The organism is Streptococcus parasanguinis (genome assembly GCF_901875555.1).
Lineage (GTDB): Bacteria > Bacillota > Bacilli > Lactobacillales > Streptococcaceae > Streptococcus > Streptococcus parasanguinis_H.
In genome coordinates this window covers 76,647-92,392 of the sequence record NZ_CABFMD010000035.1, presented here as the reverse complement: position 1 = coordinate 92,392, position 15,746 = coordinate 76,647, and the positions used below count along the sequence as shown (strand labels likewise).

17 protein-coding genes, 1 tRNA gene and 1 pseudogene are annotated in these 15,746 nt (G+C 41.0%); 17 read left to right on the top strand and 2 right to left on the bottom strand.

Features of this window, described 5'->3' with window-relative positions:
- The first annotated feature begins 9 nt into the window (after positions 1–9).
- From JX304_RS09460 to JX304_RS09440, 5 genes are read left to right on the top strand one after another with little or no spacing between them, the layout of a single operon-like run.
- On the top strand, positions 10–1,875 hold the full coding sequence (locus JX304_RS09460; RefSeq protein WP_205012342.1) for a conjugal transfer protein: 1,866 nt from the start codon (positions 10–12) through the stop codon (positions 1,873–1,875).
- A 1-nt stretch (position 1,876) separates the two neighbouring features.
- A complete protein-coding gene (locus tag JX304_RS09455) occupies positions 1,877–2,101 on the top strand; it encodes a hypothetical protein (protein WP_070888878.1) in 225 nt (74 codons plus the stop codon).
- 16 nt (positions 2,102–2,117) lie between these two features.
- The gene (locus JX304_RS09450; protein WP_205012340.1) at positions 2,118–3,230 is read left to right on the top strand and encodes a CHAP domain-containing protein; all 1,113 of its coding nucleotides are present in this window, start codon (positions 2,118–2,120) and stop codon (positions 3,228–3,230) included.
- Between the two features lie 15 nt (positions 3,231–3,245).
- The gene (locus JX304_RS09445) at positions 3,246–3,431 is read left to right on the top strand and encodes a DUF3173 domain-containing protein (RefSeq protein WP_205012369.1); all 186 of its coding nucleotides are present in this window, start codon (positions 3,246–3,248) and stop codon (positions 3,429–3,431) included.
- Position 3,432: 1 nt separating this feature from the next.
- A complete protein-coding gene (locus JX304_RS09440) occupies positions 3,433–4,563 on the top strand; it encodes a site-specific integrase (RefSeq protein ID WP_205012336.1) in 1,131 nt (376 codons plus the stop codon).
- Between the two features lie 84 nt (positions 4,564–4,647).
- On the opposite strand, the gene JX304_RS09435 is transcribed toward JX304_RS09440, so the two are convergent.
- Positions 4,648–4,720, bottom strand: a tRNA-Lys gene (locus tag JX304_RS09435).
- Positions 4,721–4,984: 264 nt separating this feature from the next.
- A complete protein-coding gene (locus JX304_RS09430) occupies positions 4,985–6,256 on the bottom strand; it encodes a replication-associated recombination protein A (RefSeq protein ID WP_205012334.1) in 1,272 nt (423 codons plus the stop codon).
- Between the two features lie 114 nt (positions 6,257–6,370).
- Between JX304_RS09430 and JX304_RS09425 the strand changes: the two genes are divergently transcribed.
- The 12 genes and pseudogenes from JX304_RS09425 to JX304_RS09370 all read left to right on the top strand — a co-directional run bounded on the left by JX304_RS09425 (position 6,371) and on the right by JX304_RS09370 (position 15,499).
- Positions 6,371–6,841, top strand: coding sequence for a DUF3013 family protein (locus tag JX304_RS09425; RefSeq protein WP_205012332.1), 471 nt, complete (start codon positions 6,371–6,373; stop codon positions 6,839–6,841).
- A gap of 12 nt (positions 6,842–6,853) precedes the next feature.
- Positions 6,854–7,282, top strand: a pseudogene (locus JX304_RS09420) (NUDIX hydrolase); the annotation flags it as partial.
- Positions 7,283–7,291: 9 nt separating this feature from the next.
- Positions 7,292–7,765 carry a GNAT family N-acetyltransferase gene (locus JX304_RS09415; RefSeq protein ID WP_205012368.1) on the top strand — a complete coding sequence of 158 codons (474 nt, stop codon included), beginning with the start codon at positions 7,292–7,294 and terminating at the stop codon, positions 7,763–7,765.
- Positions 7,766–7,902: 137 nt separating this feature from the next.
- A complete protein-coding gene (prmA, locus tag JX304_RS09410; RefSeq protein ID WP_205012330.1) occupies positions 7,903–8,853 on the top strand; it encodes a 50S ribosomal protein L11 methyltransferase in 951 nt (316 codons plus the stop codon).
- 1 nt (position 8,854) lies between these two features.
- Positions 8,855–9,598 carry a 16S rRNA (uracil(1498)-N(3))-methyltransferase gene (locus tag JX304_RS09405; protein ID WP_205012328.1) on the top strand — a complete coding sequence of 248 codons (744 nt, stop codon included), beginning with the start codon at positions 8,855–8,857 and terminating at the stop codon, positions 9,596–9,598.
- Positions 9,599–9,688: 90 nt separating this feature from the next.
- Positions 9,689–10,081 carry a DUF1310 family protein gene (locus JX304_RS09400; RefSeq protein ID WP_205012326.1) on the top strand — a complete coding sequence of 131 codons (393 nt, stop codon included), beginning with the start codon at positions 9,689–9,691 and terminating at the stop codon, positions 10,079–10,081.
- A 144-nt stretch (positions 10,082–10,225) separates the two neighbouring features.
- A complete protein-coding gene (locus JX304_RS09395) occupies positions 10,226–10,621 on the top strand; it encodes a DUF1310 family protein (protein ID WP_205012324.1) in 396 nt (131 codons plus the stop codon).
- 191 nt (positions 10,622–10,812) lie between these two features.
- Positions 10,813–11,217, top strand: coding sequence for a DUF1310 family protein (locus JX304_RS09390; RefSeq protein WP_205012323.1), 405 nt, complete (start codon positions 10,813–10,815; stop codon positions 11,215–11,217).
- On the top strand, positions 11,207–12,523 hold the full coding sequence (locus JX304_RS09385; protein ID WP_205012321.1) for a hypothetical protein: 1,317 nt from the start codon (positions 11,207–11,209) through the stop codon (positions 12,521–12,523). Before JX304_RS09390 ends, JX304_RS09385 begins: the two co-directional genes overlap by 11 nt.
- Positions 12,524–12,526: 3 nt before the next feature.
- A complete protein-coding gene (locus JX304_RS09380) occupies positions 12,527–12,916 on the top strand; it encodes a hypothetical protein (RefSeq protein ID WP_205012319.1) in 390 nt (129 codons plus the stop codon).
- Positions 12,903–13,196, top strand: coding sequence for a hypothetical protein (locus JX304_RS09375; protein ID WP_205012318.1), 294 nt, complete (start codon positions 12,903–12,905; stop codon positions 13,194–13,196). Before JX304_RS09380 ends, JX304_RS09375 begins: the two co-directional genes overlap by 14 nt.
- A gap of 83 nt (positions 13,197–13,279) precedes the next feature.
- Entirely contained in the window at positions 13,280–15,499 is a 2,220-nt protein-coding gene (locus JX304_RS09370) for a RelA/SpoT family protein (RefSeq protein ID WP_187539751.1), read from the top strand.
- Positions 15,500–15,746 lie beyond the last annotated feature (247 nt).

The window sequence follows — 15,746 nt, the reverse complement described above, 5'->3', positions numbered from 1 at the left end:
GGTGAATCCATGCAAGAAGCTTTTGACAAACTAAGAGGAGTCGATATCTTCTCTCTCAAGTCCTATATGGAGCCGACTGGGTTCGCTTCCTTTAACGGGGCTTGGGTACTGATTAATGAGCTTTTCGTCAACTTCTTCTTTTTCATTCTAAACGCAGTGGTAGGCTTCTTTTCTTTGCTGATACGAATTCTTGAAAAAATTGATCTCTACTCTAGCTATAAAAACTATGTGTTTAATGGAGCAATGAGTATCTGGAAAGGATTTATCGGTTCAAATGGGAGTGGAGTTGCCAAGAACTCACTCGTTTCAATGTTGCTTCTGATTTTAGCTTTCTACCTTTTTTATCAATATTTCTTTTCGAAAGGATCCTTTTCAAGAACACTCCTTCATGTTTTCCTAGTTCTCATCCTTGGCTTTGGTTACTTTGGAACAGTTGCAGGGACCTCTGGTGGTCTTTATCTGCTTGATACCATCAATAATGTTTCTAAAGAAGTCACTAAAAATATCACTCATATTAAAGTAGAGTATGGAAAAAATAAGACGATCAAAATCGGTGATTCTATGGCAGATAGCTATATAGCAGAAACCTCTTATAAAGCCTATGTCTTTGTCAATACTGGACAAGAAAATGGGAAATATAAGAATAGCCAAGACGGAAAACAAGAAACTTTTGACGATAGTAAGGTACTAGGAACAAGCGATAAAAATGGAAACTTTACAGCGGTTAAATCCAAAGACCGCTCCAAATATCTAGATGAACTAGGCAATGGAGCTAATGACGATGGCGAAAAGAACCGTTGGGTTTCGGCAATGCCTGATTTCATCTTTACTCGTATGTTTTATGTCATATTTAAAATTTTTGACGCTTTTGTATTAGCGATACCTGTTATTTTGATTCAAATGTTAAATGTCATTGCTCAGACACTCGTCCTGATGATGATCCTGCTCTTTCCAATTGTTCTATTGATGTCCTTTGTACCAAGAATGCAAGATTTGATCTTTGGAGTTCTAAAAGTCATGTTTGGTGGGTTACTTTTCCCAGCTATCACAAGTCTATTAACTCTATTAGTTTTCTACATTGAGAAAATGATCGAAAACATTATCATTACAGGCTTTGATGGCATTCTTAAAACACTTCCATCCTTGATCATCTTTGGCCTTGTCTTTAAACTACTCATTTCAGTTGTCTCAAAAGGACTCGTATATTTCTTTCTATGGAAATACAAAGCAGAATTGCTCCAATTCATTCTTGGATCCAAAGCTCGAATGGTGGCAAGTGATATTGGAAATAAAGTTGAAAGTGGGATCACAAAAACCCGAGAAGTGGCTTCACAAGTACCATCACGAAGTCTTTCCACTGCTCAACACCTTGGAAATTTTGCTTTAGCAGGTGCTGGTTTGGGAGCTGGAATGCTCATGAATGCCAAGAGTCACTTCCAAAATGTCGGTTCCTTCTTTACCAATAAGGAATCCGAGAACCAATTTGAGGAAATGACTCCATCTGAAGCACCAGATACACTCGATGCAAGTCCTTCTACAACAAAACCAATCATTGAGAAGTCTAAACCAGTCGAAGAGAAAGCACCAACTCCATCAATAGAATCTCCAATCACAGTAGAGCCAACTCCAAGTTCAGACGATGAATTTCAAACCCTTAAAGAAGAATGGATCTCTCCATTTAAACAACTCCGAATGAATAGTCTTGAGCGCAAGTTAGAGGAATACAAGGATCCTCAAGCCATGTACAAAGCCCAAGGATCGAATGCGTTCACTCGTGCTTATCGTAAAACTATGACCCGAGATGATAAATTAAGGAGCAATATTGAACGAAGAGATCGATTGACGGAACGCTTAAAACAACTAAGAGGAGAATGACATGAATACTAAAATACGTTCAAGAACTTCTTTTCCAAGAATTCTTGAAGAAACCCTTTATCAAGCCTACCAAGAAGGAAAACGCTCAGTCGATTTCCTTCTTTTATTTCCAGTATTAGAACAAGAGAGAGATAAAATCATCACACAAGTCAAGTCCTATTCGGTCGTTCTAGATGCCAAATGGCGTTTTGGAACTGTTCTATTTACCGCTTATATCAGACATTAACTAGAAAGGAGATTCGATGAAAAAATTAAAATGGTTTCTATTAGCTGGTCTCATTCCTCTTTTTCTGCCTATACTCATTATTATCATCCTTATGGGAGCCATCGGAGGGAATGGTACTGGTGGCTCTCCCCAATCCCAAAATGGCGTAACTTATGTAGATCATTGGTCAGATGGTGACCCCTATACTCACAACTTACTTGTTCATCGCTATGGAATTAAAGCAGAGCAATTAGACGGCTTTTTAGATACTTTAGGAATCTCCTATGATAAGAACCGAATTAATGGGAAAAAGCTTCTAGAATGGGAAGCCAAATCTAATCTTGATGTCCGTGGAATTGTTGCGATCGCACTAAATGAAAGCTCTCTTGGAACTGCTGGAGTTGCGACCAACCCTGGAGCTAATATGTTTGGTTTTGGAGCCTATGACTCCAATCCAGAATATGCCAATCATTTCAACGATGAAGTCGCAGTTGTAGGACTTACCCAACAAACCATCATTGGAAACAAAAACCAAACCTTCAAAATTCAAGATGACAAGGCTAAGAAATTTGCGAATGGTACTCTAAATCCTTCTACCGATGGTGGTGTCTATTTCACAGATACTACAGGATCTGGAAAAAGACGTGCCGATACCATGAAAAAACTCGATGCCTATATAGATGAACATGGCGGAACTCCAAAAGCACCAGAACAAACCACTGGAAAAACTAGAGACGGAGGTGGTGTCACATCTTCTGAAATTCCATCAGGATATAGCTTAACCAAAGAAATGAACCCTTCTACTTATACTGGACTATCTTATCCATATGGACAGTGTACATGGTTTGTTTATAATCGAGGGAAAGAAGTTGGTGTCAACTTTGGAGAATACATGGGAAATGGTGGTCAATGGATGAGTGCTACAGGTTTTCAAACAACTCATACTCCAACAGAACACTCTGCAGTTTCATTTAGCCCTGGACAAGCTGGAGCCGCTCCAATATACGGGCATGTTTCATTTGTGGAGCAAGTCAAATCAGACGGTTCAATTCTTGTATCAGAATGTAATGTTAAGGGATTAGGAATTATTAGTTACCGTACTTTTGACGCAGAAACTGCCAAACAATTTACATATGTTATAGGACATTAGAAAGGAGAATTCATGATGATAAATAATACAATCTCACAGAAAGACTTGATTGAAATGGGGTATAAGCAATATACAGCTATGCAAATTATTCATCAGGCAAGAAAATTGATGGTGAATAAAGGTTATAGTTTTTATGATAGAAAACGTCTGATGGTTGTTCCTAAAAGTGCAGTCTCAGAAGTTTTGGGAATGGAGTTGTAGTATGGCAAGCATTAGGTATTTAAAACGAGGTAAAAAGAATCTTTGGACCTATACTATAAGGGATGAAACAAGTAAGACAATTGCTTATAAAAGTGGTTTTGAAACCAAGAAAAAAGCTCAAATAGAAGCAGAAAAATTGTTAAGAAAGTTAAACCGTGGATATACCCTTGATAGTAAAATGACACTTTATCAGCTATATCAAGAGTGGCTCAATTTAAAAATACTACCTAGTAAACGTAGCCAAACCACCAAAAAGAAGTACATTCTAAGAAAAGAAGTTATTAGGAAACTATTTGGAGAGACTCCTGTATCTCAAATAAAGCCAAGTAAATATCAACGTATCATGAATGATTATGGTAAAACTGTAACACGAAATACATTGAGTAGACTGCATACGAGTATTCGGGAGTGTATTAAAACAGCACAAGCAGATAAGGTTTTCATAGAAGATTTTACTTTTTTTGCGGAATTATTTTCATCAAAAGAGTCTCAGGTTGTAGAAGATAAGTATATCCATAGCGAGAAAGATTTTAACATCATTATTAACTATTTAAAGAAAAAAATGGATTATAGAAGATCTGTTGTACCTTATGTTATTTATTTACTTTTCAAAACTGGAATGCGCTTCGGTGAGCTTATTGCTTTAACTTGGGAAGATGTAAATTTTGAAGAAAAAGTAATTAAAACATACAGAAGGTACAATACGACTAGTCGACAATTTGTTCCACCTAAAAATAAAACATCTATTCGAAGTATTCCGATAGGTGAAGAAGAGATTACAGTATTGGAAATGTTACGAAAAGAACAAGAGGTAGTTAATAATGATCTAGGAATTGTTAATGGTGAAAACTTTGTTTTTCAACACTATGGTTATGTTCAAGATATTCCAAATATAGCTACAGTTAATAAAGCACTAAAAAATGCTTTGATTGAATTAGGGATTACACCAATCATTACTACAAAAGGTACAAGGCACACTTACGGTAGCTATTTGTGGCACAATCAAATTGATTTGGGAGTGATTGCTAAAATATTGGGCCATAAAGATATTTCAATGTTAATAGAAGTATATGGTCATACACTACAAGAGAAGATAAATGAAGAGTTTGATAACGTTAGAAAACTTTTATAATTATTTGGTACAAAATTTGGTACAAAAAACAAAATGACAAGCAAAAAAGCCTTGTAAATCAAGGCTTTTTCCTGTTGATTTAGATGCCCCCTACAGGGCTCGAACCTGTGACCCATAGATTAAGAGTCTACTGCTCTACCAACTGAGCTAAGGAGGCAAATATAAAAAGCTGTATTGGTGCCGAAACTTCACGATTTGTATTGAACCCGCGCAATTAAGCAGGTGGGCAACTCGCTCTAACTGAAGCTGCTTCCGCGTGAAACGGCCTGCATGCTGTTAGAAGTCTTTTGTTTCCCTAATAATACAAAAATAGTCGGTCAACACTTAAGTGTGAGTTCGTACACCACAGCGTTTCTATATGTATATGATACCACATTTTGAAAATATTTCAAGAAAAAATCTCATTTTTTTGAAACCGATGTCACTTTCTCTTGAGCTGATCGATCTTCTCCTTGGTGGCTCCGAGGGCACGCTCGTACTTGCCATTTTCATTGGGAGTGAAGTAGGAAGCGTGTTTGATCTTGTCTGGCAGATAGTCTTGCTTGACCCAGTTGCCAGGATAGTTGTGGGGATATTTGTAATTTTGCGCATTTCCCAGTTCCTTGCTTCCAGCATAATGGCCATCACGGAGGTGGCGAGGAATAGGGAGATTACCAGATGTCCTCAGATCAGACAGGGCCTTATCCATGGCAATGTAGGCTGAGTTGGACTTAGGCGAAAGGGCTAGATCGATGACGATGTTGGCGATGAGAATGCGGGCTTCAGGAAAGCCGATGCGCTCAGCTGCTTGAAGCGCCGTTACGGTATGAATCTGGGCATCTGGATTGGCCAGACCGATATCCTCATAGGCAATGACCGTTAAGCGACGAGCTAGGCTGGGTAGATCTCCGGCTTCGATTAAACGAGCGGCGTAGTGGAGACTAGCATCGACATCCGAACCGCGGATAGATTTTTGTAGGGCAGAAAGGATATCGTAGTGGCCGTCTCCATCTTTGTCCATGGTGATATAGCTGCGCTGGAGGCTATTTTCCATGATGTCGAGCGTAATATGACGGATGCCTTCTGCATTTTCAGAGGTCGACAGCACCGCCAGATCGAGAGAATTAAAGGCGGAACGAAGATCTCCATTGGTCGAAGTCGCGATGAAATCCAAAGCGTCCTCGTCAAGCACGACTGGAAAATCAAAGCCACGCTCGGGATCATCTAGCGCTGTTTTTAGAGCTTGCTTGACCTCCTCCGTCGTCAGAGGCTCCAGCTCAAAGATTTGTACACGGCTACGAATAGCGGGTGTGACAGAGAAAAAGGGATTTTCTGTCGTTGCACCGATCATGATAACCAGACCGCTTTCGAGCAAAGGCAAGAGAAAATCTTGCTTGGTTTTATCAAGGCGATGAATCTCGTCTAAAAGCAGGACCAAGCCACCAGAAAATTTGGCTTCCTCTGCGATTTCTTGGAGGCGTTTTTTACTGTCGACGGTTGCATTAAAGGTCCGAAAGGCATACTTGGTCGTTCCTGCGATGGCAGAAGCAATACTGGTCTTTCCGATCCCCGGAGGTCCATAGAGGATCATGGAGGACAGACGATTGGCTTCGACCATGCGGCGGATGATTTTGCCTTCTCCGACCAGGTGCTGTTGACCGATGACCTGATCAATCGTCCGTGGGCGCATACGGAGTGCGAGATTGTCGGGCATTTCCTTCTCCTTTCTAGCTTTGTCTCCTTTCAAAGAGGCGGTTTTTATGGTAAGATTGTAGTAACTATTGTATCATATTCCGCTCTAAGAGTGGGAAATTAGAAAGAGGACGCTATGTCTAAATATGGATTTTTGGATATTTTAGAAGAGGAGATGGACAAGGTTTTTCCCTTTGATTATGAGATCAATTGGGATAAGAAAAATCATGCGGTAGAAGTGGCTTTTCTCTTGGAAGCACAAAATACGGGAGGGGTTGCACTGGTCGATGAAGCCGGCGAAGAGTCTGATGAGGATATTTTCTTTGAAGAAGCCGTTCTCTTCTACAATCCAGCCAAGTCTCATGTGGACGAAGACGCCTATTTAACAGCGATTCCTTATGAGCCTAAGAAAGGCTTGTCTCGTGAGTTTCTAGCTTATTTTGCGACCTTCCTCAAAGACACAGCCGAGCTGGCCTTGGATGACCTCATGGATTTCTTAGCAGACGAAGAGGCAGAGAGCTTTGAGATCGTCTGGAATCAAGAAGTTTTTGAAGAAGGCAAGGTTGGCCTAGAAGAAAGCACTTTTTATCCCTATCCGAGATATTAGGAGGGAAAGCTCATGCTTGAAGATTGCTTAGAAGCACGGTTCGAATTTACGGGTTGTAAAATTGCCTTGATTTGTGGAGATAAGATTCTGACCATTTTGCGCGATGACAAACCAACCATTCCCTATCCCAATATGTGGGACTTGCCAGGTGGTGGTCGTGAAGGAAATGAGACCCCTTTTGAGTGTGTGGCGCGTGAGGTTTATGAGGAATTGAACATCCAACTATCTAAAGAGGAGGTCATCTGGTCTTGGATCTTTCCTGGCATCTTGGATGAGAAGAAACAGTTTGTTTTTCTAGTTGGAAATCTAGCCCAAGAAGAGTTTGAACACATTGACTTTGGAGATGAGGGACAGGGCTATAAGTTAGTGAGCTTTGAAGAGTTTTTGGCCTCAGATCGGGTTGTTCCGCAATTACAAGAACGAGTGCGTGATTATGTGGAGGGAAAGTTTATGATAAGACTTGAGAGAGCAGAAGCAGAAGATTTAGAAACCATTATTGCCATTCAAAGAGCCAGTTTTAAGGTGGTCTATGAGAAATACCAAGATGAGTATGATCCTTATCTGGAGGACCGCGAACGAATCAAGTGGAAGCTGTCAGAACGTCCTAATAGCTATTACTACTTTGTGAAAGAAGATGAAGAAAAGATTGGTTTTTTACGAATTCAGACCAATGAAGAGTTAACGAAAGCTTGGTTGGGAACGGCAGCGATTTTGCCCCAGTATCAAGGAAAAGGGTATGGTTCTAAAGGTTTAAGCTTGCTGGAAAAAGAATTTCCAACAATCACACAATGGGATTTGTGTACGGTATTACAGGATGCAGGCATGGTTGCTTTTTACGAGAAAAACGGATATTGTCAAACCCATATCGAGCCTGAAAAAGAAGGTATGGATATGGTCTACATGAAAAAAATGATAGAGAAATAGAAAGGATGGTTCGGTTAAATTTCTAAACTGAACCCGCCCTAAACACTGTGCCAAAAAGCTTAATTTTTCTTAGATACAAGCGTCTTTAGAGAATTTCCTATTTTGGCTTTGTGTTTTACGGGCTTGGTATCTTAATAATGGAAACATGGCAAGAGTTAAAAGTTACAGTCAAGCGTGAGGGAGAGGAGCTGGTTTCTAATCTCTTGATCGAGTTAGGGGCGCAGGGGGTTGCAATCGAAGACAGCATGGACTATGTGGGAAATGTCGACCGCTTTGGTGAGATTTTCCCTGAAATCGAGCAACAAGAAGAAATCGTGGTGACGGCCTACTACCCAGAAACGGTTGATGTAGCAGCGGTTGAAGCGGATTTGCAGGCTCGTCTCGCAGAATTGATAGACTTTATGGATCTGGGTGAGGTCAAGATGGGGACGACTGCTCTGGCTGAGGAAGATTGGGCCGACAACTGGAAGAAATACTACGAACCAGCTCGTATCACTCATGACTTGACCATCGTGCCGTCATGGACGGACTATGAGGCGACTGCTGGAGAAAAGATCATCAAGCTGGACCCTGGTATGGCCTTTGGAACAGGAACTCACCCGACGACCAAGATGAGCCTCTTTGCCTTGGAGCAGGTTCTTCGTGGTGGCGAAACAGTGCTGGATGTGGGGACAGGTTCAGGTGTCCTTTCTATTGCTAGCTCACTTCTGGGTGCCAAGGAAATCTTCGCCTATGACTTGGATGATGTGGCAGTTCGGGTCGCTCAGGAAAATATTGAGCTCAATCCGGGCATGGAAAACATCCATGTGGCACCAGGTGATTTGCTTAAGGGTGTGGAGATTGAGGCAGATGTCATCGTGGCCAATATCTTGGCGGATATCCTTATCCACCTGACAGATGATGCTTATCGCTTGGTCAAGGATGAGGGTTACCTGATTATGAGTGGCATTATCAGGGACAAGTGGGACATGGTCCGTGAGTCAGCAGAAGCAGCTGGATTTTTCCTTGAAACCCATATGATTCAAGGGGAATGGAATGCTTGCGTCTTCAAGAAGACCAAGGATGTCTCCGGTGTGATTGGAGGCTAGCATGCAGCAGTATTTTGTAAAAGGCTTGGCTGTCTCGCCAGTCACTATCGGGGACAAGGAGACCAGCAAGCACATGTTTCAGGTCATGCGCCTAAAAGAAGATGACGAGGTGACTCTAGTCTTTGATGATGGCATCAAGCGCTTGGCGCGCGTGGTCAATGTAGAGGCTCGTCAGTTTGAGCTGGTTGAGGAATTGGATGACAATGTAGAACTGCCAGTCCAGGTGACCATCGCATCAGGCTTTCCCAAGGGAGATAAGCTGGAGTTCGTCACTCAAAAGGTGACAGAACTTGGTGCTAGCCAGATATGGGCCTTCCCTGCAGACTGGTCCGTTGCCAAATGGGACGGCAAGAAATTGGGCAAAAAGGTCGAGAAACTAGAAAAAATTGCCCTTGGTGCAGCCGAGCAAAGCAAGCGGAATCTTGTCCCAAGCATTACCCTTTTTGAGAAAAAGGTAGACTTTTTGGCTCAGTTCGACCAGTTTGACCGCATCGTGGTGGCCTATGAAGAGTCGGCCAAAGAAGGTGAATCAGCTGCCCTTATACAAGCTGTTACTGGGTTAGAAAAGGGAGCTAAACTGCTCTTTATCTTTGGTCCAGAAGGTGGTCTTTCACCTTCGGAAATTGAAAGTTTTGAAGTCAAAGGAGCAGTCCTAGCAGGACTTGGGCCTCGCATCCTAAGAGCAGAAACAGCGCCACTCTTTGCCCTCAGCGCAGTGAGTGTTGTTACAGAATTAATGAACTAACGAAGTGAAGGAATCGCTTCGTTATTTTTTTACAAAAATCTTCTATTTTCAAAAATTTTTACGAATTATTAAAGTAAGGAGAGGATGCATATGAATAAAAATAAGAATAGACGACGTTTGGTATTTTCTATGATAGTTGTTGGGATCTTGATCTGGATTGGGTCAAAAGTAAAGGATCATCTGGAATTTCAACAAGAAATGGTCCGAATTGTACATAGTAAGGAAGTGAAAGAGTTAATTGTACATGATTTGAAACAGGAAGATCCGGACGCGTTTACAGAAAAAGGGAAAATTCAATCGTATGAAATCGATGACGAAACGATCGAACACAATCCAATGGGGGGAATTATGTTTGAGGTAATAATTAATGGAGATAAAAAAATAACTGGAGGTATGGGGTTATGGAAGCGTAGTGAAGATGGCCCGATTGAGTCTGTAGGGATGGATAGATCTGTAGGTCTTCAAGAACTTATGGAAGAGTAAGCTTGACATTTGCGGGGAAATCAGCCATCAATGGAAGCAATCGGCTTGTTTATTTAGCTTCCTTCCAAATTATAAACGTAAGAGTAATAAAATTGAAAACTAAATAGTGTAAAGCAATACTACTAGGGATTTATGAGGATAGAGATGAAACCAAAAAGAAAAATTGGTCGTTATATATTTAGAATGTTGTTACTGGTAATCTTGATATGGGGAGGTTTACTTGTAAAGAACCATCTTGATTTTCAACAAGAAATGGTCCGAATTGTACATAGTAAGGAAGTGAAAAAGGTGATAGAAGAAGAACTGAAGGAATTGGATCCAAACTCCTTAACACCAAAAGGCAAGATCCAATCGTATGAAATTAATGACAAGACGATTGAACACAATCCAATGGGAGGGATTATGTTTCGTATCATTATCAATGGAGATAAGGAAATAACTGAAAATTTTGGATTAAGGAAATATAGCGAGGATGGACCAATTGAACAAGTGGGAGTTAGTACTTCTGTTGGATTTCAGAACTTATTAGAAAAGAAATGATCATTAAAATAAATGAAAAGAAGATTCGATTCAAATATGAAATATATTTTCTTGGGGTGCTTTGTATATTTACAAAAAAATTTTTAAAAGAATCTTTTTTGTAAATTTTTACGAATTATTAAAGTAAGAGTAATAAATTTGAAAACTAAATAGTGTAAAGTGATACTACTAATACTTTATGGAGGATGAAGATGAAACCAAAAAGAAAAATCGGTCGTTATATATTTGGAGTACTCCTATTAGGAGTCTTGGTATGGGGAGGTCTTCTTGTAAAGAACCATCTTGATTTTCAACATGAAATGGTTCAGATTGTACATAGTAAAGAAGTGGAAAAATTGATAGAAGAAGAACTAAAGGCAACAGATCCAGATGCCTTGACGCCAAAAGGCAAGATTCAATCGTATGAAATTGATGATAAGACGATCGAACACAATCCAATGGGGGGGATTATGTTTAAAGTAATTATAAATGGAAATAAAGAGATCACTGGAGGTATGGGATTGAGGAAGCGTAGTGAAAACGGTCCGATTAGATCTGTAGGAATGTCCGAATCTAAAGCGCTTAGGAATCTAATAGGAGATAATAATGGTAATTAATGATGAAGAAAAGAATGATATTGCATGGCAGGAATATACGAAATACATTGTTGGGGATGGTGTAAAAATTGATATAAATAATCGGAAAAAAACAATAGGCTATGTTTCTGAAATTTTTGGTCGACCACCAGAAAAGGATATGGTCACCTCTCCCCAAGACTTGGAAGCACGGTTTCTAGGAGACATATCTGGTTTAAATGGTTATATTGTGACAGATAAAGAAATCACTCATGAAACCAGACCAGAGGATGTGCATGAAGTAACAATTTTGTTTGAGGGATCGGAAGCTAAATTTGATCAAAATTTCATGGGAGCCTTGAGAGACTGGGGGCTAACCGATGCTCCAACTGCATTACAAATATCAATGGCTAAAAGACTTGGGATCAAAACGGGGAAAGCTTCCCAGCTTGACGCGGCTTCGAAAGAAGTAAAAGCTGCAATGGATCGATATCCAAATGCGCGTTTCAAATTTTATGCTCATTCTTTAGGGGGCTTAAATATCCAATCTTCACTTGGATCCTTGGAGGATAAATATTTAGATAGAATTGATGGAGCTTATATATATGAAGCACCCAACCTCTATCCACAGTTAAGTGATGCAGAAAAGAAACAGGTTGATAAGATTAAATATAAAATTTTTAATTTTATAGACAAGCGTGACTTGGTTACATGGGAACATTCTGAAGTAGGGAATGAAGGAGTTGTTGGAACACTTGTTCGAATTGACAGTAAGGATGCAGGTAGCCTTATTAAACAACATATGTGGGGAGGCTACGACTACAAAGCTGGCTACTTAAATGTCAAAGAAGAGAGTTTAGATGACTATCGATTAGCTCGAGTCAAGCAGGCAAAAGAACAACTTCAGTTAAAGAAACAAGCACTGGAGTCTTGGAAAAAGAGTGGACTTTCTGGAAGTGACCTCATTTCCATGGACACCATTCAGGCAATGGGGATCGTAGAGTCGCTGAAGGAATTTGCTCTCATAGCCTCTGATTATATTTTAGCTGTCTGTGATTTCGGCATTGCGGATATAAAAGGAACCTGGGAGACATTATTAATTTCTTGCCGGTCAACTGTATTAGGAACCCGTTGCACAGAAAGTGATATCATAAGCGCACTTGCTCAAATTGGTGCAACAAAAGAGACGATTGAGACGAATCGTATCACAGAATTAGAAAAAATTAAAAAAGATACTTTAAAAATAAAAGAAAGTATTTTTAGTCTATCAACAGACATAGCGAAAGGGATTGCAACTATAATAGGCACGGATATTGCTCTAGCAAGCCAATTTCAATTGCAATGGTAAAGAATGGAAAACAAAGAGCTGGAATGGATGAATGCAATTAGAAAAGTAGAAGAAAAATGGAATGGTACTGAAGAAGAATTAAAAATGGAGATGAAAGAACTAGAAAAAAGAATGAATCATATCCATGATCAGTATTGTTTTACAAAACAAAATATTGAAATGATGGAAGAGGAAGTCGGATATTTCTCTAAGACGATGAATAATACGGAAGTTTTATCGGATTATTATCGGGAATTGTCAGATGTTTATGAAGAATTGAATGAAGAGCACTATCACGAACTAGCTCATATTGAGGAAGTGCATCAGTTAAAACAAAAAGAATTACAGGTAGTCTCTGAAAAATATGCGAATGAGATTGCAAAATTACGAAAGGAGATGTATGTCGAAAATTGATCTTACAAATGATTTAACATATGAAGATAAGCGTTTCATGGCAGCTCTAATTAGTGTTAAATTTATGGGGAAGATAGCCTTAACAAAGGCAACTGTTGACCAAAAAAGTATTAAAAAAAGAATTTCATCTAGTTTAACAGGACTTGAAAGTTCTCTAGATCAGGTTATTGGAACTATTGATTCAGATTTGGCTGGAAAATTTTCAAACTCTGTTAAAGAAGGGGTTGGAAGAAAGAAATTGGAGTTAAACGCTTTGCAAGAGTTTTGTGAGACAAAGTAGTATCCGTATATGAAAGTAGCTTCATTGGTTCCCATCTGCTTCTAAAAGTGTTAAAATAGTATCCAAGAAACTGGAGAAAATACATGCCGAAAGAAGAGAATTTAACTGGGGACCAAGTTGTTGCCCTTACAAAAAAATATTTGTCACCTGAGGATGTTGCCTTTGTGCAAAAGGCCATGTTTTATGCGGTTGATTGTCACAATGGGCAATTCCGTCAGTCTGGTGAGCCTTATATCATTCACCCGATTCAAGTGGCCGGAATCCTTGCTAAGCTAAAACTGGATGCTGTGACGGTTGCCTGTGGTTTTTTGCATGATGTCGTGGAAGATACGGACGCAACCTTGGATGATCTTGAGCGTGAATTTGGCCATGATGTGCGCGTGATCGTCGATGGGGTGACCAAGCTCGGAAAGGTCAAGTACAAGTCCCACGAAGAGCAGTTGGCGGAAAACCATCGCAAGATGCTCATGGCCATGTCTCAAGACATCCGTGTCATTTTGGTCAAACTAGCCGACCGCCTGCATAATATGCGCACCCTCAAGCATTTGCGCAAGGACAAGCAAGAACGCATTTCGCGTGAGACCATGGAGATCTATGCGCCACTCGCCCACCGTCTCGGGATTTCTAGCGTCAAGTGGGAGCTTGAAGATTTGTCTTTCCGTTATTTGAATGAGACAGAATTTTACAAGATTTCTCATATGATGAAGGAAAAACGTCGCGAGCGAGAAGAGTTGGTCGAAGAGGTTGTCCACAAGATTGAGACCTATGCGGCAGAACGCCACTTACATGGGAAAATCTACGGTAGACCAAAGCATATCTACTCGATCTACCGCAAGATGCAGGATAAGAAGAAGCGCTTTGATGAAATCTATGATTTGATCGCCATCCGCTGTATCCTGGATACTCCAAGTGATGTCTATGCCATGCTGGGCTACATCCACGAACTCTGGAAACCAATGCCGGGGCGTTTTAAGGACTATATTGCCAACCGGAAGGCCAATGGCTATCAGTCTATCCATACGACTGTATATGGCCCTAAAGGACCGATTGAATTCCAGATCCGAACCAAGGAAATGCATGAAGTCGCTGAGTACGGGGTTGCGGCTCACTGGGCCTATAAAAAAGGCATCAAAGGTCAAGTCAACAGTAAGGAATCTGCTATTGGGATGAACTGGATCAAGGAGATGATGGAACTTCAAGACCAGTCAGGAGATGCCAAAGAATTCGTAGAAAATGTAAAAGAAGACATCCTGGCAGAAGAGATTTACGTCTTTACTCCAGATGGAACCGTGCGCTCTCTTCCGAAAGATTCTGGACCAATCGATTTTGCCTATGAAATCCACACCAAGGTTGGGGAAAAAGCGATTGGTGCCAAGGTCAACGGCCGGATGGTGCCCCTCAATACCAAACTTCGGACGGGAGATCAGGTGGAAATTATCACCAATGCTAACTCCTTTGGTCCGAGTCGTGACTGGTTGACCCTTGTTAAAACTAGTAAGGCGCGCAACAAGATCCGTCAATTCTTTAAAAATCAGGACAAGGAATTGTCAATTAACCGGGGCCGTGACCTCTTGATGGCCCAATTCCACGAGCATGACTTGGTAGCTAATAAGTTCATGGATAAAAAGCACATGGACAAGGTGCTACAAAAATCAAGCTACAAGACGGAAGAAGCCTTATTCGCGGCGATTGGGTTTGGAGAGATCGGGGCGATTACCATCTTTAACCGCTTGACGGAGGATGAACGCCGTGAAGAAGAGCGGGCCAAGGCACGCGCAGAGGCAGAAGAGCTGGTCAAAGGTGGCGAAGTCAAGGTTGAAAATAAAAAGGATACCTTGAAGGTCCGCCACGAAGGTGGCGTAGTCATCCAAGGCGCCTCTGGGCTCTTGATTCGGATTGCCAAATGTTGCAACCCAGTTCCAGGTGATGAGATTGTCGGCTACATTACTAAAGGTCGTGGTGTTGCTATTCACCGCCAAGACTGTATGAACCTCCGGGCTCAAGACAACTACGAGCAACGGTTGATTGACGTCGAATGGGAAGAAAATAATACAACCAAAGACTACATTGCCCACATTGATATTTACGGTCTCAACCGTACAGGCCTTCTCAATGATGTGCTGCAAGTCTTGTCCAATACGGCAAAAATGGTCTCAACCGTCAATGCCCAGCCAACTAAAGACATGAAATTTGCCAATATCCACATTTCCTTTGGGATTCCGAACCTATCGATGTTGACAACAGTTGTGGATAAGATTAAGAGTGTGCCGGAGGTTTACTCTGTTAAGCGTACCAACGGCTAGTCGGCTGCTCAGTTATCTTTTATAGCTTCGTTAGCTCGCCTTGCCGTACTGAAGTACTGCCTGCGTCTCGCTGCCTTGCTCTAAAAGCAACTGAACAACCTTTACCTTTCAGCTAGTCTGCCTGCGTCTCACTGCCTTGTCTGAAGTCGATTTTCATTGAAGCATGTAGGACGTGGTCAGAACTCTTTTATAGCTTCGTTAGCTCGCCTTGCCGTACTAAAGTACTGCCTGCGTCTCGCTGCCTTGT